General features: G+C 68.7%; 22 protein-coding genes. 8 read left to right on the top strand and 14 right to left on the bottom strand.

What is annotated here, in order from left to right:
- From VLF18_RS08205 to VLF18_RS08195, 3 genes are all read right to left on the bottom strand, one after another.
- A partial coding sequence (locus VLF18_RS08205; protein WP_325279139.1) for a TonB-dependent receptor occupies nucleotides 1-796 on the bottom strand: 796 nt, incomplete at its 3' end.
- 131 nt (nucleotides 797-927) lie between these two features.
- Nucleotides 928-2070, bottom strand: a complete 1143-nt coding sequence (locus VLF18_RS08200) for an SO2930 family diheme c-type cytochrome (RefSeq protein WP_325279138.1) — start codon at nucleotides 2068-2070, stop codon at nucleotides 928-930.
- Between the two features lies 1 nt (nucleotide 2071).
- On the bottom strand, nucleotides 2072-3292 hold the full coding sequence (locus VLF18_RS08195; RefSeq protein WP_325279137.1) for a parallel beta-helix domain-containing protein: 1221 nt from the start codon (nucleotides 3290-3292) through the stop codon (nucleotides 2072-2074).
- A 111-nt stretch (nucleotides 3293-3403) separates the two neighbouring features.
- Between VLF18_RS08195 and VLF18_RS08190 the strand changes: the two genes are divergently transcribed.
- The 3 genes from VLF18_RS08190 (at nucleotide 3404) to VLF18_RS08180 (ending at nucleotide 6900) form a co-directional block, all read left to right on the top strand.
- The gene (locus tag VLF18_RS08190) at nucleotides 3404-4444 is read left to right on the top strand and encodes an AraC family transcriptional regulator (RefSeq protein WP_325279136.1); all 1041 of its coding nucleotides are present in this window, start codon (nucleotides 3404-3406) and stop codon (nucleotides 4442-4444) included.
- Nucleotides 4445-4735: 291 nt separating this feature from the next.
- Nucleotides 4736-6133: a pectin acetylesterase-family hydrolase gene (locus VLF18_RS08185; protein ID WP_325279135.1), complete on the top strand. Its 1398-nt coding sequence runs from the start codon at nucleotides 4736-4738 to the stop codon at nucleotides 6131-6133.
- A 101-nt stretch (nucleotides 6134-6234) separates the two neighbouring features.
- Nucleotides 6235-6900, top strand: a complete 666-nt coding sequence (locus tag VLF18_RS08180; RefSeq protein ID WP_325279134.1) for a hypothetical protein — start codon at nucleotides 6235-6237, stop codon at nucleotides 6898-6900.
- Nucleotides 6901-7139: 239 nt separating this feature from the next.
- Here the strand turns inward: VLF18_RS08180 and VLF18_RS08175 are convergent, their stop codons facing one another.
- Nucleotides 7140-7592, bottom strand: coding sequence for a hypothetical protein (locus tag VLF18_RS08175; RefSeq protein ID WP_325279133.1), 453 nt, complete (start codon nucleotides 7590-7592; stop codon nucleotides 7140-7142).
- 119 nt (nucleotides 7593-7711) lie between these two features.
- Complete coding sequence (locus VLF18_RS08170) at nucleotides 7712-9118, bottom strand: S8 family serine peptidase (RefSeq protein ID WP_325279132.1); 1407 nt, start codon at nucleotides 9116-9118, stop codon at nucleotides 7712-7714.
- A gap of 372 nt (nucleotides 9119-9490) precedes the next feature.
- Between VLF18_RS08170 and VLF18_RS08165 the strand changes: the two genes are divergently transcribed.
- Nucleotides 9491-9790, top strand: coding sequence for a hypothetical protein (locus tag VLF18_RS08165; RefSeq protein ID WP_325279131.1), 300 nt, complete (start codon nucleotides 9491-9493; stop codon nucleotides 9788-9790).
- Here the strand turns inward: VLF18_RS08165 and VLF18_RS08160 are convergent.
- Complete coding sequence (locus VLF18_RS08160) at nucleotides 9763-10068, bottom strand: putative quinol monooxygenase (protein ID WP_325279130.1); 306 nt, start codon at nucleotides 10066-10068, stop codon at nucleotides 9763-9765. The genes VLF18_RS08165 and VLF18_RS08160 overlap by 28 nt on opposite strands.
- 133 nt (nucleotides 10069-10201) lie before the next feature.
- Between VLF18_RS08160 and VLF18_RS08155 the strand changes: the two genes are divergently transcribed.
- Together VLF18_RS08155 and VLF18_RS08150 are read left to right on the top strand one after the other, a co-directional pair.
- Nucleotides 10202-10792: a hypothetical protein gene (locus VLF18_RS08155; RefSeq protein WP_325279129.1), complete on the top strand. Its 591-nt coding sequence runs from the start codon at nucleotides 10202-10204 to the stop codon at nucleotides 10790-10792.
- A 3-nt stretch (nucleotides 10793-10795) separates the two neighbouring features.
- Nucleotides 10796-11101, top strand: coding sequence for an antibiotic biosynthesis monooxygenase family protein (locus VLF18_RS08150; RefSeq protein WP_325279128.1), 306 nt, complete (start codon nucleotides 10796-10798; stop codon nucleotides 11099-11101).
- A gap of 44 nt (nucleotides 11102-11145) precedes the next feature.
- Here VLF18_RS08150 and VLF18_RS08145 read toward each other — a convergent pair whose 3' ends face one another.
- The gene (locus VLF18_RS08145; protein WP_325279127.1) at nucleotides 11146-12951 is read right to left on the bottom strand and encodes a PHB depolymerase family esterase; all 1806 of its coding nucleotides are present in this window, start codon (nucleotides 12949-12951) and stop codon (nucleotides 11146-11148) included.
- A gap of 352 nt (nucleotides 12952-13303) precedes the next feature.
- Between VLF18_RS08145 and VLF18_RS08140 the strand changes: the two genes are divergently transcribed.
- On the top strand, nucleotides 13304-13882 hold the full coding sequence (locus VLF18_RS08140) for a 2'-5' RNA ligase family protein (protein ID WP_325279126.1): 579 nt from the start codon (nucleotides 13304-13306) through the stop codon (nucleotides 13880-13882).
- A 4-nt stretch (nucleotides 13883-13886) separates the two neighbouring features.
- On the opposite strand, the gene VLF18_RS08135 is transcribed toward VLF18_RS08140, so the two are convergent.
- The 3 genes from VLF18_RS08135 to VLF18_RS08125 form a co-directional block, all read right to left on the bottom strand.
- The gene (locus tag VLF18_RS08135; RefSeq protein ID WP_325279125.1) at nucleotides 13887-14327 is read right to left on the bottom strand and encodes a hypothetical protein; all 441 of its coding nucleotides are present in this window, start codon (nucleotides 14325-14327) and stop codon (nucleotides 13887-13889) included.
- Between the two features lie 71 nt (nucleotides 14328-14398).
- The gene (locus VLF18_RS08130; protein WP_325279124.1) at nucleotides 14399-14821 is read right to left on the bottom strand and encodes a VOC family protein; all 423 of its coding nucleotides are present in this window, start codon (nucleotides 14819-14821) and stop codon (nucleotides 14399-14401) included.
- Nucleotides 14822-14830: 9 nt separating this feature from the next.
- Entirely contained in the window at nucleotides 14831-15457 is a 627-nt protein-coding gene (locus VLF18_RS08125) for a hypothetical protein (RefSeq protein ID WP_325279123.1), read from the bottom strand.
- Nucleotides 15458-15643: 186 nt separating this feature from the next.
- Here VLF18_RS08125 and VLF18_RS08120 point away from each other — a divergent pair, with 186 nt between their 5' ends.
- On the top strand, nucleotides 15644-16162 hold the full coding sequence (locus VLF18_RS08120) for a DUF1697 domain-containing protein (RefSeq protein WP_325279122.1): 519 nt from the start codon (nucleotides 15644-15646) through the stop codon (nucleotides 16160-16162).
- Between the two features lie 111 nt (nucleotides 16163-16273).
- Here the strand turns inward: VLF18_RS08120 and VLF18_RS08115 are convergent, their stop codons facing one another.
- The 4 genes from VLF18_RS08115 to VLF18_RS08100 form a co-directional block, all read right to left on the bottom strand.
- Nucleotides 16274-17059, bottom strand: coding sequence for a hypothetical protein (locus tag VLF18_RS08115; RefSeq protein ID WP_325279121.1), 786 nt, complete (start codon nucleotides 17057-17059; stop codon nucleotides 16274-16276).
- A 101-nt stretch (nucleotides 17060-17160) separates the two neighbouring features.
- A complete protein-coding gene (locus VLF18_RS08110) occupies nucleotides 17161-18012 on the bottom strand; it encodes a hypothetical protein (protein WP_325279120.1) in 852 nt (283 codons plus the stop codon).
- The gene (locus tag VLF18_RS08105; protein WP_325279119.1) at nucleotides 18012-18308 is read right to left on the bottom strand and encodes a hypothetical protein; all 297 of its coding nucleotides are present in this window, start codon (nucleotides 18306-18308) and stop codon (nucleotides 18012-18014) included. Before VLF18_RS08105 ends, VLF18_RS08110 begins: the two co-directional genes overlap by 1 nt.
- Nucleotides 18309-18455: 147 nt before the next feature.
- Nucleotides 18456-18917: a DUF1579 family protein gene (locus VLF18_RS08100; protein WP_325279118.1), complete on the bottom strand. Its 462-nt coding sequence runs from the start codon at nucleotides 18915-18917 to the stop codon at nucleotides 18456-18458.
- Nucleotides 18918-19069: the final 152 nt, after the last annotated feature.

The following is a 19069-nucleotide window of genomic DNA, read 5'->3' as shown; positions in this document are numbered from 1 at the left end:
GCACGATGCCGATCGCCGGCCGCGCGAGCTGGTCGAGGCGTTCGTGGTCCCAGGTCAGCACCGCATTCGTCGCGCTGCCGACGTCCCAGCGGAACGCCGCACGCGTCGCCCAGTTGTCCTCGCCGTTGAGATCGCGCCCGGTCGCCGCATCGCGCAGCCAGCCGTCGGATTCGTTGCGCAGCGCGCTGATGCGCAGCGCCGTGGTTTCCCCGAGCGGCGTGTTGATCAGGCCGTCCAGGTAGCGCTGGCCGTCGCTGCCGAAGCGCGTCGTCACACGGCCTTCGAGTTCGCGGCCCGGCTGCTTGCTGATCAGCGACACCGCGCCGGCCGCGCTGTTGCGGCCGAACAGCGTGCCCTGCGGTCCCTTCAGCACCTCGATGCGCTCGACGTCGTTGAACGCGAGCACCGAGCCGCCCGAGCGCGCCGAGTAGACGCCGTCGACGTAGACGCCGACCGCGGGATCCGTGCCGATGCCGAAGTCGCCGGTGCTGATGCCGCGAATCGCGAAATACGGCTGGGTCTTCTGGCCGCTGACGACGAGGCCCGGCACGAAAGTGTCGAGATCCTGGATGTCGTAGGCCGTGGTCTGCTCGATGAGTTTTTCATCGACGACCTGGATCGCGATCGGCACCTCCTGCAGTTCCTGCTCGCGGCTCTGCGCCGTGACGACGACGGGTTCGAGGCGGCTGTCCTCGGCGTCGGTGGGTTGCGCCGCCGCCGGCAATGCCGCGGCGACGGCGGAAACGAGCAGGGCCTGACGCAGGCTGGCAACGAGCTGGCGGCGCGTTAATTTCATGGAAGCTCCCCGGGGCAGTATGGGTTGTCGCGTTGTTGTCATGTGGAGAAATGAGTAGAGACGAGCGAGAACGAGCAAACGCGTCCCCGCTCAGCCCGCACTCGTTTCTCGCTCCTCTCCACTCGTCACTCTCACTCGCAGCTCCCTCGCAGCGAATCAATCCATTCCCCTACCAGCCGCGCGCCCTCCCGGTGCGCGACCGATCGTCCGAGCTCCGGCATCATCACGGCCGGGTCGGTGCTCTCCATGCGATACAGCAGTACCGAGCCGGCGGCATCGCCGGGCTTGATGTCGTAGAGCCGGTTGCCGGTGCCTTTGCCCGCGGCGACCGGCTGCTTGCAGATGCCGAAATGGATGCCGGGTTCGTGCGCGACGTCGAGGAACAGGCCCGAGGTGTTGGCCGGTCCCTTCGCGCTGTGACAGTGGCCGCAGTTGATGTCGAGATAGGCGCGCGCACGTGCGGCGATGTCGGCCTGCGCGTCGCGCGCGTCGGCAGCGCGCGGTGCGGATGCCGCGGCCGGCGCGCCGCTCAGATAGCCGGCGGCGGTGAGTTTTTCCAGTTGATTCGCGCGTCCGCCCGCATAGTCGAAATCGCGATTCAGATGGCGCGCCTTCGGCCCGATCGGCTGCAATGTGCGCGCGAGGTTGTCGGTGTTGTGGCAGCTCGCGCACTGGTTCTGGTCGGGCACCTGATACGCGAGTTCTTCCGACGCGCCGGATGCGTCGACGAGATCGAGCGGCACGAGCGCGCCGATGCGCTGCAAGGTCGCGTCGCGCTGGTCGTCGTCCCAGACGTAGGGAAACGCGATCCAGCCCGATTCGCGGCGCACGAGCAGCCGCGTCTCGATCAGCCGCACGCGGCGCAGGTCGAGCGTCTCGCCGGCGAGGCTCGGTGCGGCCGGGTCGCTGCGCGCGACGCGCCGGCCGTCCCAGCCGCCGTCGGGCAGCGGGAAATAGAAGGTCTTGCTGATCACCGTGCCGACCGGAAAGTCGAATGCGGTTTCCGGGGCGTACGTCGCGCTGACGCCGGGCGGCATCCAGACCGTGCGCAGCTTGTGCGCGTAGTCGCTGAACAGCGGCGTGTTCAGATCGAACGGCAGCACGCGTGCGTTGAGCGACAGCGTGCGGCCGTCGCTCGCGAGCAGATGCCATTCCGACAGTTTCGCCGGCATGCCCTCGGCGAAGAAGCGCACCGGCGGCGGCGTGCGCGCGCACGCGGCGAGCACGAGGCACAGCAGCGTCAGCGCCGCGACCCGCAGCGCGGTCCTGCGCATGTCAGCCCCGGCGCAGGTCGACCGCGGGCAGCTTCGGCAGGCTGCAGCGGAACGGCGTCATGTCGCTGTTCGGATTGTCGTAGCCGTTCGGGCCGTCGGCGTTGACGACACCCGAGACGTTGTCGAGACAGATCTGCGGACCAGCGGCCGGCTGGCCGTCGACGACGCGCCTGGCGTTGAAATAGCCGTCCCAGAGCACGTCGGGAAAGCTGCCGGTGAGGCCGACCGCGGCGACCCTGAGCGCCTTGAGGTCGAGCCCGTCGGGCGAGTCGCCGCCGCCCTTGAGGCGATTGCCGTAGACGTAGATGCGCTCAGGATACGGATCGAAGCCCTCGGCCATGCTGCTGTCCTTGTAGCCCGTCGAATAGACGCTCGACACGATGATGTTCGCGGTCGCGTTGTCGGCGATGTCGTTGTCGAAGATCTCCACGTCGTCGTTGGAATTGACGAGCATGCCCGAGCCGGCCGGCACGCTCGCGACCGGCGTGCCCTTCGCGCCGAAGTTGCCGGTGTTGTTGCCGACGATGCGATTCTTGTAGACGCGGATCCGGCCGCCTTGCTGCGACAGCGCCGGCATGTTGAACACGAGGATGCCGCCGGTATTGTTCGTCGCGACGTTGTCGTAGACGTCGGCGCTGATCGTGTTCTCGATCTCGATGCCGGCCACGTTGAACTCGGCGCGGCTGCGCCGCACGATCACGTCGCGCGACTGGCCGACGTAGATGCCCGCGTCCGACGCCGCGATCGCGACGCAGTCCTCGATCAGCACGTTCGTGGTCTTGACCGGATAGAGCCCGTAGGCACCGTTCTTCGTGCTCGGCCCGCCGGTCCACTGCACCTTGACCGCGCGGATCGTCACGTTCTTCGATTCGCTGATCTTCAGGCCGTCGCCCTTGGAGTCCTCGATCGTCAGATTCTCGATCGTGAAATCGTCGCCGTTGACGAGCAGCCCTTCGGCGCCGGCCTTCTGCCCCTTGAACGTCAGCACGCTCTTGTCCATGCCCGCGCCGCGGATCGTGATGCCGCTCGCGCGCAGCGTCAGGCTGCGGTCGAACGCGAAGCGGCCCGCGGGAATCTCGATCACGTCGCCCGGCTTCGCGTCGAGCAGCTGCTGCTGCAGCTTCGGCGCATAGGCCGTGTCGGCCGCCGGCGCAGGCGGCGTCGCCTCGCCGCAGCCGGCCAGCAGCAGGGCGAACGCGATCGTGGGTATACATTGACGCATGACGGGCTCCGGGCCGGGGATCGAGGAAGTCTTGTGCGGTCGCCGCATCACAAGTGAGGGCCGCAACGGCATACTTGGGGGGGCAAAACGGCCAGGCGACGACAGGCAACGATGGCGGCCACGCACAATGCGATCGACGATCCGCGGTTCTCCGCAGCGGTACTGCCGACCAATATCCTGAGCGGTCTCGTGCAGATCGCGCAGGAGCGCGGCGTCGATGCGAGCGCCTGGTTCGCCGGCTTCGCCCTGAGCCCGAACGACATCTGCGACCCGAGCGCGAGGGTGTCGTACCGCCAGGCCGTGGCCATCATCCGCCGCGCGATCGGTGCCATGGCCGACCCGGCGCTCGGTCTTCTGATCGGACGCCACCAGGACATCGGCAACTTCGGCCTGCTCGGCCTCGCGATGAAGACGGCGCGCAGCTTCGGCGACGCGATCGCGCTCGGCATCACCTACCAGCGCGCGACCGGAACGCTGCTCGATCTCGAAGTGCAGACGTTCGCAGCCGGCGAGATCGCGCTGTTCGCGCGCGCGCCGGTCGACGATCCCGTGGTGCTGCCGTTTCTCTGCGAGGAAATGTTCTCGAGCGTGCTCGCGGTCGGCCGCGAACTCGCCGGCGTGGCGTTGAAACCGCTGCGGCTCGAACTGGCGTATGCCGAGCCCGCGCACGTCGAGGAATACCGCGCGCTGTTCCGCTGCGAGCTGCGCTTCGGCAGCACGCACAACTGCCTCGTCGTCGACGCGCAGACGCTCGATCATCCGTTTCCGAACTACAACCCGGTCACCGCGCGCCAGGCGCTCGCCGCGCTGCTGCGCGAACTGGAAGCGATGCCCGCCGCGCGCAGCGAAACCGTTGCCGCGGTCGAGCGTCAGCTGCGCCAGCGCATCGCGCAGAATCCGCGGCTGCTCGACGTCGCCGTGTCGCTGTATCGCAGCGAACGCACGCTGCGCCGCCAGCTCGCCGGCGAGGGCGAGAGCTTCACGACGATCCACGACCGCGTGCGCTGCGAACGCGCGATCGAACTGCTGCGCGACCGCCGCCTGACCGTCGCCGAAGTCGGCACCCAGGTCGGTTTCGGCGACGTGCGCGAATTCCGCCGCGCGTTCAAGCGCTGGACCGGGCGCACGCCGACGGAATTGCGCGAGGCGTAGGGCAGGAACGAGTGAAGGGAGTGAGAAACGAGTGAGCACGCGGCGAACTTCCGCAGTCACTCTTTTCTCGCTCCTGTTCACTCGTTTCCACTTTCTGCCCGCGCCGGTTTGGTGCTGCGCAGCATTGTCCACAACCGCGCCCGCCCGTGCGCTTGTCCGCATTTCCCCCCTCGCATAGCCGCTGCGGCCCTCGCTGGCGCTGCGCTCGCATCCAAGACTCGCCTCGCTCCGCGCCCGCCGCGGAGCGGTTTCGCATCCGTCGTCGTTGTCCTTTCCCTGGAGGCAGTGACCATGCACACGCTCAACGTTTTCGTCGGCGCGTTCGGCCTCGCCGTCGCGGCATCCGCGACGCCCGCGCGCGCCGAACCTGGCGACTACACGTTCTGGCAGACGCTCGCCAACCTCGTTTCGCCGCCGCGCGCCGACAATCCGGTGACCGCGGCGCAGCGCAGCGGCCAGTATCCGCTGCTGTCCAATCCCGCGGGCTTCGGCGACGGCTTCCGGCCCGGCGCCTACGGCGAATGGCAGACCATCCGGCTCGCGCCGCAGACCGGCGCGGTCTGCGGCAACGGCTCGCCGTACAAGTTCTTCGTCAACCGCGTCGCGAACACGCGCAACACCATCGTCTACATGGAAGGCGGCGGCGCGTGCTGGGACTACCCGAGCTGCACCGGCCAGACCGGCGTGCGCGGCGCGCGCAATCCGAACGGCATCCCCGACGACTACATGGGCCTGCTCAACCCGGGCGCGAGCCTCGTCAGCCCGTTCGTCACGCGCGTGAGCCCGTTCGACGCGGTGAAGACGCAGAACTGGAACATGATCTATGTGCCGTATTGCACCGGCGACATCTACAGCGGCGACAAGGTCGCGATCTATCCCGACCCGACCGGCGCGAATCCGCCGCTGGTCTGGCACCACAACGGCGTGCGCAACGTGCGCGCCGTCGTGTCGTGGCTCAAGGACAACCTGCCGCGTCCGACGCAGATGCTCTCGACCGGGTGCAGCGCCGGCGGCGCCGGCAGTCTGACGAGCTACGCCGCGCTGCGCCGCGACCTCGCGCCCGACCGCGGCTTCCTGCTCGACGATTCCGGGCCGGTGTTCAGTGCGCCGACCGGCGCGAGCCCGGCGCAATATCCGTCGGTACCGCTGACGGTGCTGATCCGCAGCGCGTGGGGGCTCGACGCCGCGGGCGGGCCGGTGTCGTATCTCGCCGCGAATCTGCCGCTGCTCAGCACGACCAACCTCGGCTCCCTCTACGCGGCCCTGTCGGCGAAGTTCCCGAACGACCGGTTCGGCCATACGCATTTCTGGAAAGATCTCAATTTCTCAGGCTATTCGTATGAGCGCTTCTATCCCGACATCGGCAACGCGCCCGACCAGGCGACCAAGGAAGCGCTCGTGCATGCGAAGTGGGATATCGACACCGGCCGGCTGCGCACGACGTTGAACGGACTCGCGAACTTCGGCGGCTATTTCCCGCAGTTCCGCGCGCTCAACGAAAGCCACTGCACGACGATCGTCGATCTGAAGAACGGCGACGTGCAGGATCGCGGATTCGAACTCAAGCAGTTCGTCGACAGCGTGCTCGACGGCAGCGGCGCGGTCATTGATGCGAGCGAGGCGAGCGACGCGGCGGATCGCGCCAAACCCTTCAACCTGCTGTACTGGACCATCGACCAGCTGCTCTGAGCGCCACGGCGGGACGCTGCGTATCGCAGCGTCCCTTTCCGGGAATCTGAAGAACCGCCGTTGCGACGGTTTCGAGAGTCGCCGAGTCCAGGAGGTCCGTGATGCGTGCTCGTTTCGTTCCATCGATCGTGAAGCATCGTCGCGCCGTCGGCGTCGCGGCCGGCGTGGCGCTTGCGCTCACGGCCGTTTCGTACGACTCGCGGCGCGTCGATGCGCCGTCGACGCCTGCGCCGGCAGCCGGCGCTGCGCCGGCCGCGGCTGCGCGAGCGGCGGCGCCGGAATTCGCGCCGACCGTCGATGCCGCGCTGCTCGTCACGCCCGAAGCGCAGGCGCATTTCGCGCGCGAACACTTTCAATCGCGTGCGCGGGCGTTCTTCGCGCAGGCCGCTGCGCTCGACGCGGCCGCACGGGAGCACGAGGCGAGAGCGCTCGCTGCGGACATCGACGTCTACGAACAGCGTCGCATGCTGTCGGCCGGCGAAGCGATGACGCTGCGTATCGGCCTCGTCGACGCAACTGCCGCGACGCCGGCGGAACGCGCGGACGGCGTCGCGGCGATCGTCGCGCGCTACGAAAGCGACGGACAGCAGCGCGAAGCGCGCTGGCTCGCGCAGCAGGCGAGCGATTCGGCGTTCCAGCGCTACAAGACGCGCGAGTCCGCGATCGTCGCCGAAGTCATGGCGATGGCGCAGATCCCCGACGGACTCAGTCGCGACGACTACCTGCGCCGCAGGCTCGAAGCTGAGCGGGTTGCGGCGATGCAATGAAAGCCCGCGTCGATGGCCACGGCGAAACGAGGGCGCAATAAGCGAAGGGCATTGCGCCGTCTCACGTCTGACGTCGCCGCACGTAGGGCGCAATAACCGAAGGGCATTGCGCCGAGTCCGTTGCCGGCCTCACCGTTTGGATCGTTGGCGAAAGGCGCGGTGTGTCTGCTTTTTGTTGGTGCGCGCGACGGCTGCGAGACGGCGCAATGCCCTTCGGTTATTGCGCCCTACGTTGTGGCTCAGGTCCAGACCAGGTGCCATGCCGTCTGGTCGTCGCGCAGCGACGGTGCGTTCGGCGCCATCGGTTCGGGCAGGCCTTTCGCGAGCGCGGTGCAGCCGAGCTGCTGGCGCCACAGCGCGATGTCGCTCGCGTCCGCGCACGTGACGATGACGACGCAGTTCGCCGCGACCCACTCGTCGTCGGAATCGTAAGCCCACTGCGCGTCAGCCGCCTGCACGAGCACGGCATCGACGTCGTCGCGCGCGGCGATCGACTGCAGCAGTGCATGGATCGCCGCGACGCCCGGATGTGCGGCGCCGATCTGCGGACCGATGCTGCGCGCATCGTCGTTGCCGATGAAGAAGTCATCGAGCGTCACGAGCGGCAAGGCGAGTCCTGCGCGCGGCGGCGAGGCGTCGAGGCCGAACGGGCGAAGCTGTTCGAGCAGGGCAGTGCGGCGGTCGAGGTCCATGTGAGGGCGACACCGAGAGGCGGGAATCGGGAATCGTAAGCGCTTCGGGCCCGGAATCGTAAAGCGAATGCCGCTCCGCCTTGACGATTCCCGACTCCCCATTCCCGATTCCCGGCTCCTCACTGCGTCACGATCTGCAGGGCCGCATAGGCGTCCAGATACCCGGCGCCGACTTCCCAGCCCGCATGGCCGCTCATCGGCACCGCGCCGAGTTGCAGCGCTTTCCTGACGTCGGCCGGCAGCAGCGTCGGGTTCGCTTCGAGCAGCAGCGCGACGACGCCGGCCGCGTGCGGCGTGGCCATCGAGGTGCCGCTCATGTGGGTATAGAACGGTACATGTTGCGGCGTGAGCGACAGGTCCTGCGGCAGCGCGAGCACCGGCAGCAGTCCGGTCAGCGCGCGTGTCGAGACGATGTCCACGCCCGGCGCGACGACGGTCGGCGCGTTGACGTAAGTCCAGTTCTGGCCGTCGGGCATCGTGAAGCTGCCGCTTTCGCCGGGATTGCCGCGCGAGGAAAAGTCGGCCAGCGCGAGCGCCGGATCCTTGGTGCCGGCCGCGACGGAAATGACCCACGGCGCCTGCGCGTAGGGGTTGTGCGTGTCGGCGCCGGGGCCGTCGTTGCCGGCGGCGAACAGCACGACGATGTCGTGCTTGTACGCGGCGTAACTCGCGAGATTCACCGGGTCGAGCGGCTCGAAATCGCCCGACGTGCCCCAGGAATTCGAGATCACGCGGATCGGCGCGCCGAAGCGGTACTTGTTGTGGATCGCATAGTCGAAACCGCCGATCGCATCGAGAATGCTGATGACCGCGCCGGATCCGTAGCCGACGATCGACGCACCCGGCGCAACCCCGGCGTACCGGCCGCCCGAGCGCGCGCCGCTGCCGCCGAAGCTGCCGGCGCAGTGCGTGCCGTGGCCCGAGCTGATGTCGGTGTCGACCTGGTTCTCGATGTAGGTCACCGGCAGGGCCGCGACGAGGCTGTTGAGGTTGGTCAGCGCCTGCACGTTCTGCACGACATGGCTGCCATAGGCGAGGTCGGCATGGGTCGCGTCGATGCCGGAGTCGTTGATGACGGCGGTCACGCCGCGGCCGATGTAGGGCAGGGCCTGGCCGAAGTCGCCGGGACTGGCCTGGGCTTCGGCGACGCGCGTGAGCTGGCGCGCCTCGGCGTTGAAATAGCGCAGATCGCGGTTCGCATAGATCGAGAGCACGTCGTCGCGCGCGGCGAGTGCGCGGATCTGCGCCGGCGTCGCGAGCGCGCCGGCGATCGGCAGGCTGCGGAACGTCAGCGCCTGGCGGATCCCGATGGCGCGCAGGAGATTGTTCTGCGACGCGGTCAGCGGACCGCTCGCGTTGGCGAAGCTGACGACGACGCTGAGCTTGTCGCCGGGCAGCGCGCCGGCGAGCGCGTCGCGGATCTCCCGATCGAGCAGCGCGGCGGCGACGCTCGCGCTGCTGAACAGGGCGGCGGCGATCGCGACGGCGATGGCGAGGCGGCGGCGGACGGCGGAACGTGCGGACATGGTGCACTCCGGGCAGGGCGAGTCCGTTCAGCGTCGCGGCGAAGCCGCTGCGGTTGAAGCCGGCAAGTCCATCACGTCATGCAGGGAAAATCCTGTGCGAAAACGCGCGCGGAAGCGGCCGCGTCGCGAAGGTCGCGTGAAGACGCGGCGGCCGCGGCGGCGGCTTTTTGCGAAACGCGCGGTTTCGTCGTTCAGGAACTTGATGATCGTCGTTTCGCGCGCGCACGGCCGTCGCGATCGCGCTAGGATGTAGCCGTGTGTAGTGGTGAAAGTGTAGATAATTTTGCGCCGTAACGGCGCGAAATTGCGGGGTTTTATCGATTCCGGCGAAGTCAGCGCGGTCTCGGCCGCGTGCGCGGGAGGAGGTACGGCATGCGTGGCCGTGGTGCTGTCGTCGTGCGTGTGGCGTTGGCGGTCGCAGCCGTTTTCGCGGCCGGCTCGGCCGGCGCGCAATCGGCAGCAGCGGGCACGGCATTGCGCGTGACGATGGACGCGGACGCGGTGGAAATCGTCCGCGCCTGGCGCCGCAGCCAGGGACTCGATCCGCCCGACCGCGACGCCGACCGGCGCGTCGCCGCGCTGCTGCAGCGACTGTCGGCCGAACGCGACGTCGCCGATGCGTCGGCCGCCGCATCCGACACGAATCAGCCGCCCGGCGCGCGCAGTCCGTAACCGCCGACCGGCACCGTCTGCGTGCCTTCGCCGAAGCTCGCGATCAGCGGCATCGCCTTCTTGATGGTTTCCTGCACCGCCGGCAGCGACAGCGACGCCTTGTGGCTTGCCTCGTCGGTCCAGACCTCGGTGATCCAGACCGCGTCGGCGTCTTTGGGATCGGTCGCGACGACATAGCTGAGGCAGCCGGGCATGTCGTCTATGCAGTCGAGCATGAGGGCGATCAGCGTGTCGCGCTGACCGGCGACGGCGACGAACTTTCCGATCAATCCGTACATGGGCGGGCTCCGGGTCGGGGGCCGCTATCTTGATCCGCCGGTCGCTGCACTTTCAATGCGGACACGGTGCTTGCGTCGCCGCGTCGATTGCCCGACATTGCCGAGCCTGCTCATCCCGCACTCGAGGTGTCGAATGTCCCTGCTGCTGCCCGGCGAGCTGGCCTGGTACGTGACCGGCCGCTTCTATGTGAAGTCCGACGAAACGCTGGCCGACTATGGTTACTTCCTGCATCTGGCCGGCATCGAGGCCGACCTGTTCGGCGGGAAAAAGCCGAGCGAGAAGACTGCGCACTTCACGTTTGCGGCGGTCCCGTTCAAGGCACGCAGCGCCCACAACGGCACGCTGAAGCTCAGCGTGGATCCGGTCGGCGATTTCGCGGTGTATCTGCAGGACAGCCCCGAGGCCGACTTCGACGATCCGCAGAGTTTCGCGCGCGGCCAGTGCATCGCGACGTTCCAGCGCATCAGCGCCGTCGTCGGGACGATGGTCGAGGCGAAGACCGGCGGCGGCGAAGTGCCCGTCGTCGCATCGAACGTATTTTCCGCGCGGCTGCTGATCAGCAATCCGTTCGAATTCGCCGGCCGCCGCTACGATCTGCGCTATCAGATCGGCAAGGGCATCACGCAGTTCGGCACGGCCGCGGCGTCGCCGCTGCCGCACGCGCCGAAGGACTACGTCTCGGTCGTTCCGTTTTCGGGCTCGGCGCTCGCGCTGATCGGCTGAGCCGTGCGCGGCTATGCCTACGTCTGGGCATTTCGCGTCGCCGAAGCGCGGCGCGCGGAGTTCGAACGCGTCTACGGTCCGGACGGTCCGTGGGTTGCGCTGTTCGCGCAGGCCGACGGCTATCTCGGCACGAGCCTGCTCGCCGATCGCGCGCAGGCCGGCCGCTATCTGACGATCGATCGCTGGCGCGACGAGGCCGCGCACGAGGCGTTCCGCGCGCGGTTCGCGGAACGCTATGCCGCGCTCGACCGCGCCTGCGAAGGGCTGGCCGAGCACGAGCAGACGCTCGGCCACTACGACCTCGTCTGACGGCGCCGCTGCGGTCGGCAGCGGCGCACTGACGCCTTACGGCCTTACGGCAGATACGTGACGCTGAGCGTTGCGGAGGCGCCCCGGTCGATCCAGACGTAGTTCGTCGACGTCGGATTCGCACTGAAGCGCAGCCGCAGCTGCGTGCGTCCGGTGCGATTGACCGCACCGAGTCCGGCGGCCGAGAACAGCGTGCTCGTCTGGCTGCCGCCGGTGAATGCGGCGATCTGGGCGACGCCGCTCGTCGTCGTCGCGGCGCTCCAGTCGGTCGCCTCGATCGCGCAGTTGCCGAGGCAGCCGCCGTGCGCGTCGACGAGCAGCGTGTTGCCGGCAGGGTTCGTCCACGGATTTCCCGACGCGCTGCGGTAGGCGACGCTGACGCTCGCGCCGGTGATCGTCGCGCCGTCGGGAATCGCCGAGGTGTCGAACGACAGCAGCGCGCGATTGAACAGCCCGTCGGTGCCGCGGCCGATCGCGAGGCCGTAGAAGCTCTCGAGCGTGCCGACGCTCGCGCTGCCGCCGCTCGCATTCGCCTTCACGTAGCCGTCGTTCGCGTCTTCGTTGTCGACGACGAGCGTGACCGGTGTGCCGCCGCCCCCGCCGCCGGTCACGGTCACGCCGACCGGCGCGGAGTGGCCGACGTTGCCGGCGGTGTCGAACGCGCGTGCCTGCAGCACGTGCGCGCCGTTGCTCGTCGTTGCGGCATTCCAGCTCAGCGAATAGGGCGCCGACGCGTCGCTGCCGAGCGCACTGCTGTCGAGCAGGAACTCGACGCGATCGACCGCGACGTCGTCGCTCGCCGTAGCGGCGAGCGCGACGGTGCCGCTGACCACGCTTGCGTCGCCGGGCGCCGTCAGCGCGACAGCCGGCGGCGTGCCGTCGAGATCGTCGATGCCCCAGAACCGGCCGATGTAGTAGCTCGAACAGAGGTTGACGTCGAGCACGAACGCGCCGGCCGTGCCGCACTGCGTCTCGCCGCTGCCCGGATCGACCGGCGTGCCGTGGCCCATGCCGGCGATCACGTACGTCTCCACGCGCGGCACGCCCGAAGTATCGGTGTATACCTTGTGCGCCTGGCCCGCGACCGTGTCGGACACGTCGGCGCTCTGGTCGACGCCGTGCACGTTGGTCCACTGCTGCATGAGTTCGGTCAGGTTCGCGGGGCGCACCGTGAAATCCGCATCGCCGTGCCAGATCGACACCGGCGGCCACGGACCGGTCCAGCTGCTCGCGGCGCGCACTTTGTCGCCCCATTGCGCCGGTGTCAGGTCGGTGCCGGGATTCATGCACGACAGCGCGGCGGTCTGACCGACGCCGCAGCGATACGGAATGCCGGCGACGATCGCGCCGCCGGCGAAGGTCTCGGGATAGGTCGCGAGCATCACCGCGGCCATCGCGCCGCCGGCCGACAGTCCCGTGACGTAGACGCGCGAGGGCGCGCCCGCGTGATCGGCGAGCATGCGATCGATCATCTGCCGGATCGACAGCGCTTCGCCCTGGCCGCGCGCGATGTCGCCGGCCTCGAACCAGTTGAAGCAGGTCGCGGAATTGTTCGCGTTCTGCTGCTGCGGCAGCAGCAGCGCGAAGTGCCAGCGGTCGGCGAGCATCTGCCAGCCGGTTTCCGCATCGTAGCTGGCGGCGCTCTGCGAGCAGCCGTGCAGCGCGACGACGAGCGGCGAGCCCGGCGGCAGCGCCGCGGGCACGTACTTGAACATGCGCAGATTGCCGGGATTCGAGCCGAATCCGGTGACTTCGGTCTGCGCGGCGAGCGGCGCGGACGCGGCGAGCAGGACGCAGAGCAGCGCGCGGCGCGCGCGAGCGCGCGCCGCGTGACGAGCGGACGATGGCATGACCTTATCCTCAGGGCGGGAGCAGGGCGTGCGCAGTGGGCCACAGTGCCGCGGCACCGCACACTGTCCGATGGGGAAAGCTGCGCTGCAGCATGCGACGGTGCGCGATCGCCGATGCGGAATCCGTCGCGCGCGCATGGCTGCCGGACTCGTCGGCACGCCGGCACGATTTGCGCAAGGGACGCAAAACCCGGCGACGGCGACAGCCGGGGGCGTCGTTATCATGGAACGTCGAAAAAAGTCGACGCTCCCGCGGCGCTGTCATTCGCCGCCCGCGATCAAGCGCATGAGCGCGTGATCGGGTGCCACCACGAAATCCCCCTCGTGCTCGCGCGCGTCAGTGAGGCAGATCATGCAACCGTCGATTTCGCGCTTTGTCCACGAGCACGAGAACTACTTTTTTGCGCTGGAGCCGCCGCTGGCGGCGCGCGCGCTGATCGTCGAGCAGGCCGACCGCGTCGCGCGCGAACTCGGGCTCGTCGGCCGCGCGGTCAAGTTCAGTTGTCTGCATGTGACGCTGTGCGGCATAGGCCGCGCCGAACGCCTGCGCGAGCCGCTGGTGCCGGCGCTGCGCCGCGCGGCGCAAGCCGTGCGCGCAACCGCTGTCGAGGTCGGCTTCGATCGCTTCGCGACGTTCCGGCTCGGCGGCGACAGTCACGCGCTGGTGCTGCGCAGCACGCAGCAGACGGGCTCGACGCTGCGCTTCCTGCGCATCGCGATCGGACATGCGCAATACGCGCAGGGCCTTTACGTTCCGGGCGCATCGCGTTTCGAGGCGCACGTGACCGCACGCTATCTGTCGCGCCCGCTGCTCGGCGAGATCGCGATCGACAGCATCGGCTGGCAGGCACAGGAATTCGTGCTGATCCGCAGCCTCGTCGGCCGCGGCGTGCACGAGGTCGTCGACCGCTGGCCGCTCGCGGGAACCTGAGCGCTCAGCCGATGCCGTGCTCGCGGAGCAGGGCCGCTTCGTCGCCGGTCACATAGGCGAAGATGCGCGGCTCGCCGTTGCACATCTGCAGGAAATAGAGGTTCTCGAATTCGATGCGCTCGATGACGCCGTCCTTGCGCCGGTAGCGCGAATCCCAGCGCACGCGCGCCATCAGGTGCAGGTCGTCGAGCGGCGTGACCGTGACCTTCGCGATGCGCATCGCCGTCGTTCCGATCTTGCGGTAGTGGCGGAAGCCCAGCGGCACGCGCAGCCGGAACAGGAGGCCGTTGCGGCCGCCGCGCACGCCGGCAGGACTCGCTTCGACGAAATAGTCGGCGAACGCATCGGTGACGCCGCGCACATCCACGGGTTTTCCGAGCAGCGCTTCGTTGAAGCGCCGCGCGTAGGCGTCGAAGAACGCATGCACGCGGGTTTCGTTGTCCATGACGGCCTCGGTACGGCGGCGGGTCCTTTCCTTCCGAAGCTGGGCGCGAAGATCGCGCGACTCAAGCGGACTCAACGCAGTTCGCCGCCCCAGTCGACCGGATCGACGTCGGCGACCGATCCGGAAAATGTCCACAGGTATCCCGATGGATCCACGGCGCTGTACTGGCGTTCGCCGTAAGGAAACGTCGCCGGTTCGGCGACGATGCGCGCACCGGCCGCGCGTGCGTGCGCGCAGTGCGCATCGACGTCGGCGACGCGCACCATCAGCGAGATGCCCCGCGGCTCGATCGCATCGCTGCGCGCGGCCAGCACGACCGCGCCGTCGCCGAACGTCAGCTGGATGCGATGCGTGCCGATGCGCAGCCGCTCGACGAAGCCGAATGCGCGCACGAGCCAGTCCGCCGCGGCCGCGGCATCGGCGCAGGCCAGCACCGGAATCACCGCGGCATCGGGCATCGAGCGATTCGCGCGCCGGTGCGTGTCGTTGGTCATGGCATGCACTCAGGCCGTCGCGCCGGCCTGGCGCAGCAGGTGGTACGCGCGGTGCGGCAGCGCGGTGCGCGCGATGTCGTGCGGCGTCGTGTTCTTGATGCTGAGTCCCGCGGTGAAATGGATGCCGACGCGCGCATAGCAGTGCTGCACGAATGCCGAGCAGTACAGCGAGTTCTCGCGCGCGAGCAGGTTCTCGCGCTCGCGCAGCGTAGGCCGCGCCAGCGCGAACAGCGTGCCGACGATCTCGCGCAGCGAATAGCGCGTCGCGTCGGCGAGCAGATCGAGCGCCGCGGCGACGACCGCGCGCGACGCGTCCGCGTCGAGGCCGAAGTCGAGCACCGCGAGATTCGGCCACTCGGCCGCGTCGAAGAATTTCGCGAGCCGGTTCTCCTGCGCGCCGAGGCGGATCTGCTTGTGGCGCAGGTCGAGATCGGATTCGAGCACCCACCAATGCCCGTCGCTGCGCGCCTCGCCGAACAGGAAGGCATGCGACCACGCGCTGCCGGCCGGGTCGTCGACGAGCAGGCGCTGCGCCTGGCGAATGCCGCGATCGATGAAGTGACTGCCGCCGGCCAGTCCGATGCGCGCGGGCGCGGCATGCGTGAGCAGAAAGTCGGCATTGGTCGTCGGTGACATGGGCGGCCTCAAGACGATGGGGCGATGATACCTAGAGACGGGCAGGGTATAGGGGCTCGAGAAAGCGCACCGCGGGACGCCCTGGCCGGCTGTCGCTTTTCTCTCGTTGCTAAACCCGGCGTTCCTCTGGTTTCCGCTCTTCCTCCCCAGTACGATCAGCGCCTCCCTCGCCATCGGCATGCTCCCATGACCGCATTCGTGGCGCTGCTGCGCGCCGTCAACGTCGGCGGCACCGGCAAGCTGCCGATGGCCGAACTCAAGGCGATGTGCGAAGCCTGTGGCTTTGCCGGCGTGAAGACCTACATCGCGAGCGGCAATGTCGTGTTCACGACGCGCAAGAGCGAAGCGGCCGTGCAGAAGGCGCTGGCCGCGGCGCTGCAGGACCACGCCGGCAAGCCGGTCGGCGTGCTGGTGCGCACCGCCGCGGAAATGGCCGCGGTACTCGCCGCGAATCCGTTTCCGAAGGCCGCGCCGAATCGCACGGTCGCGATCTTTCTCGACGGCCCGCCGCCACGCGATGCCGCGAAAAAAGCGACGCACGTCAATGGCGAGGAGATCGCGCTGGGCACGCGCGAGATCTACGTGCACTACGGCGACGGCATGGCGGATTCGAAGCTCAAGATCCCCGCGGCCGCCGCGGGCACCGCGCGCAACATGAACACCGTGGCGAAGCTCGCGGAGATGGCGGCGGCGCTGGGCGAATAGAGAAGCGAGCGCCGGGCAGCGAGAAAAGAGTCGGAGCGCGCACCGCCGTCTCTCGTTTCTCACTCCGCAGCACTCATCTCTCACTCCTTTCCACTCTTTTCTCGCACACCGTCAGCCCGCCTGATACCTCGCCGCCGACCGTTCCCACGAAATCAGCGGCGCGCGGATCGTGCCGTTCGCATCGGCGCTGCCGGCGAGCGGATCGACGAGTTCGATCGCGAAGTCGCGGCCGTTCGCGTCGATGTCCTGCACGATGACGTCGAGCGTTGCGGAGGCGTCGGTCTCGGCGACGAACCAGTGCACGTTGCCTTCGGTCGCGCTGATCGCGGCGCTGAAGCCGGGTTCGGCGAGCGTGTCGAGGCGAGGCTTCAGCAGCAGCGCATCGCCCTCGCGCGCGAGCCGGTCGTAGGTGCGCGTGCGCAGCCGGCCGCCGACGACGGTGTGCGCCGAGACCATGCCGCGATGGCCGTGCGGCGTGATGACCTGTCCCTTCGCGAACACGAAATAGGCGGCCGCGAAGGCTGCCTTGGTCAGGCTGCCGTCGACTTCGGCGAGCTTCACGAAGGTCTTGGCCGGATCCTTGCCGGCCCGCCGCATCGCTTTCAGCGCGCGCTCGAACTGCAGCTGCGGCAGGAATTCGGCGAGTGTCGTGGATGCATTCAGCGCGTCGATGTCGCGACGCCAGTCGCCGCTCGCGATCGCCGTCGCGCGAAGTTTCCGCGAGACGGTATCGACGCGGCTCAGCCAGTCGCGCGCGTCGCGGGCGCCCGCGAGTTTCGGTTCCGCGCGCAGCAGCGGCGCGACGCCGCAGGCGATCGCGAATGCGGCGACATCGGCAAGGAAATGCCGGCGCGATCGCGCCGGCACGGCAGGATGCTCAGGCGGTGCGGAAGTCATGGCGGCAGTCCGTCGGCGGCTTTCGGCGCGAGCTTCGGCCGAGCCGCTGACGCCCGTGGGCGCAAATCATGGCTTTGCGCGGGCACGCCGGCGCGACGCGCTCAGCGCAGCGTGACCAGATAGATCGGCAGATTGCCGGTCGATTGCGCCGTGTTGCCGACGTTGCAGCCGCGCATGGCAACGAGCCCGTCCGACGGCACGCGCATCGGCTGAAACAGCAGGTTCGGCGGCACCGACGCGCCCTGCTGGAACGAGAACAGGATCATGTCGTTGACCTGCGCACCGCCGATCGACAGATTGAAATCGACGCAGGTGTTGGCGCCGATCGTGATGGCGAACGCACCGTTGCTGTAGCCACCGGCGATCTTGCCGCGCGCGATGCTGTCGTTCGCGATTTCCGCGGCGCCGACGGCGCCGGTCGCAATCTTGTCGGCCGTGACGACGCCGTTGCCGAGTTCGCTCGTGCCTACCGCACCGGCGAGGATTTTCGACGAACTGACCGAGTCGGCGGCGAGCTTGCTGTTCGTCACCGCGAACGTCGCCAGCTCGGTCGAGCCGACCGAGCCCGGCGCGATCGTGCCCGACAGCGAGAACTGAGCGACTGGCGCAGTCGCGACCGGCTGGCGCGGCAGCATCGGCGTGCCGTTCACGCTGACTTCGAGATAGAGCTGCGTACCGGTGAAAGCGCCCGGAAACGCGAGCGAGGTACTGAAGATGCCGTCGACGACGGGATAGGCCGGCAGCGAGATCGGCGTGCCGACCGGATTGCCGGCGGCCGGCGCATCGAACAGCGCGAAGCCGAGATCGAAATTTCCGTTGGCCGGCGCGCCGTTCTGTTCGAGCTTTCCCTGGTAGACGAAGTCGGGCAGTTGCGGCGCGGCCTGGAGCGCCGGTGCAACGGCGAGCAGCAGCGCGCAGAGACGGGCATGTTGAAGGAATCGCGGGAATTTCATCACGTGCACTCCTCGAAGCCGGCGGTGAACAGGACATCGCGATCGGCGCTGCCGGGACCGGCCCAGAAGCCTGCGCTCACCGTGAACGCGCCGCCGCTGCTGCGGCCGGCCGCGGGTTCGCCGAGGCTGCCGGTGACGACGCTGCAGCCGCCGGGCGTCTGCGAGCGGCCGCCGCCGGCGGTGATCAGGCGGCCTTCGAGCAGGGTTTGCGTGAATGCGGCGAGGGGAACGCCGAGCAGCAACGCCGCGAGCGCAGCGCGCAAACGGACGTGCGGGCGTGAAGCGAGCGGAGGCATCGCAGACCTCGTTGCAAGGTGTCCGCGAGTTCAAACGGGCCGTTGCACGGAATCCGAACGCGCCGGCGCCGCGGAACGTCGCGCGGCGTGACGGGATTCACGCAATCGGGCGACGCGGGCAGGGTGTCCGCGGCAGAGCCCGTCGCCTCAGACGCGGCGATAGCGCCCCTTCATGAACAGGCAGAAATTGTCCTGTCCCGGAAAACGGTTCTCGATCGAAAACGTGTATTCGTCGCCTTCGAGACGATAGACGTAGCGGCCGTCACCGCGCGGTGTGGATTTGTGGAAGGTCAGCGTGTCGCCGTCCCAGGTGCCGCGCGCCGGCGCGTCGGGCGGAAAGCCCATGCTGTCGAACCACCACCAGAGCACGTCGCCGGATTCCGGATCGATCGTGAAGACGCCATGGCCGCGAAACACGATCGTGCCGTCTTTTTCTTCCTCGTAGTCCTGCGTCAGCGCCATGCCGTCGGTGACGACGCGATAGACGCCGCGTCCGGTCGCGGGTCCGCCGGGCCCCCAGGGCGACGGCTGCAAGGCTTCGGGACCCTCCCAGTTGCCGGCGAACACGGCGAGACGGGCGTGGGCGGGGCCGGGCTTGGGCATGTCCATGGCGTGCTCCTGGCGGGTGTCGGGTCGGCGTCGCGGCATCTTAGGCCATGGCCGCTGCGCGCGCTTGCGGACGCGCGGCGTCTGCGCGTACGGTCGGCACCATCGTCCGACCCGCGACCTTGCCGCGAAGCCGCCATGTCCGAACCGAAGAC

The sequence above is a fragment of the Tahibacter sp. genome (assembly GCF_035481375.1).
Lineage (GTDB): Bacteria > Pseudomonadota > Gammaproteobacteria > Xanthomonadales > Rhodanobacteraceae > Tahibacter.
Note: the sequence above shows the minus strand (reverse complement) of the source record. Positions and strands in the feature narration are given on the sequence as shown.

Excerpts from the sequence above, each read along its gene's own strand:
- VLF18_RS08155 (WP_325279129.1), top strand. The coding sequence starts at position 10,202 with ATGTCCCTGCTGCTGCCCGGCGAGCTGGCCTGGTACGTGACCGGCCGC.
- VLF18_RS08140 (WP_325279126.1), top strand. The coding sequence starts at position 13,304 with ATGCAACCGTCGATTTCGCGCTTTGTCCACGAGCACGAGAACTACTTT.
- VLF18_RS08195 (WP_325279137.1), bottom strand. The coding sequence starts at position 3,292 with ATGCGTCAATGTATACCCACGATCGCGTTCGCCCTGCTGCTGGCCGGC.
- VLF18_RS08105 (WP_325279119.1), bottom strand. The coding sequence starts at position 18,308 with ATGCCTCCGCTCGCTTCACGCCCGCACGTCCGTTTGCGCGCTGCGCTC.
- VLF18_RS08175 (WP_325279133.1), bottom strand. The coding sequence starts at position 7,592 with ATGGACCTCGACCGCCGCACTGCCCTGCTCGAACAGCTTCGCCCGTTC.
- VLF18_RS08125 (WP_325279123.1), bottom strand. The coding sequence starts at position 15,457 with ATGTCACCGACGACCAATGCCGACTTTCTGCTCACGCATGCCGCGCCC.
- VLF18_RS08100 (WP_325279118.1), bottom strand. The coding sequence starts at position 18,917 with ATGGACATGCCCAAGCCCGGCCCCGCCCACGCCCGTCTCGCCGTGTTC.
- VLF18_RS08185 (WP_325279135.1), top strand. The coding sequence starts at position 4,736 with ATGCACACGCTCAACGTTTTCGTCGGCGCGTTCGGCCTCGCCGTCGCG.
- VLF18_RS08145 (WP_325279127.1), bottom strand. The coding sequence starts at position 12,951 with ATGCCATCGTCCGCTCGTCACGCGGCGCGCGCTCGCGCGCGCCGCGCG.
- VLF18_RS08200 (WP_325279138.1), bottom strand. The coding sequence starts at position 2,070 with ATGCGCAGGACCGCGCTGCGGGTCGCGGCGCTGACGCTGCTGTGCCTC.
- VLF18_RS08170 (WP_325279132.1), bottom strand. The coding sequence starts at position 9,118 with ATGTCCGCACGTTCCGCCGTCCGCCGCCGCCTCGCCATCGCCGTCGCG.
- VLF18_RS08190 (WP_325279136.1), top strand. The coding sequence starts at position 3,404 with ATGGCGGCCACGCACAATGCGATCGACGATCCGCGGTTCTCCGCAGCG.
- VLF18_RS08120 (WP_325279122.1), top strand. The coding sequence starts at position 15,644 with ATGACCGCATTCGTGGCGCTGCTGCGCGCCGTCAACGTCGGCGGCACC.
- VLF18_RS08115 (WP_325279121.1), bottom strand. The coding sequence starts at position 17,059 with ATGACTTCCGCACCGCCTGAGCATCCTGCCGTGCCGGCGCGATCGCGC.
- VLF18_RS08135 (WP_325279125.1), bottom strand. The coding sequence starts at position 14,327 with ATGGACAACGAAACCCGCGTGCATGCGTTCTTCGACGCCTACGCGCGG.
- VLF18_RS08180 (WP_325279134.1), top strand. The coding sequence starts at position 6,235 with ATGCGTGCTCGTTTCGTTCCATCGATCGTGAAGCATCGTCGCGCCGTC.
- VLF18_RS08160 (WP_325279130.1), bottom strand. The coding sequence starts at position 10,068 with ATGTACGGATTGATCGGAAAGTTCGTCGCCGTCGCCGGTCAGCGCGAC.
- VLF18_RS08110 (WP_325279120.1), bottom strand. The coding sequence starts at position 18,012 with ATGAAATTCCCGCGATTCCTTCAACATGCCCGTCTCTGCGCGCTGCTG.
- VLF18_RS08165 (WP_325279131.1), top strand. The coding sequence starts at position 9,491 with ATGCGTGGCCGTGGTGCTGTCGTCGTGCGTGTGGCGTTGGCGGTCGCA.
- VLF18_RS08130 (WP_325279124.1), bottom strand. The coding sequence starts at position 14,821 with ATGACCAACGACACGCACCGGCGCGCGAATCGCTCGATGCCCGATGCC.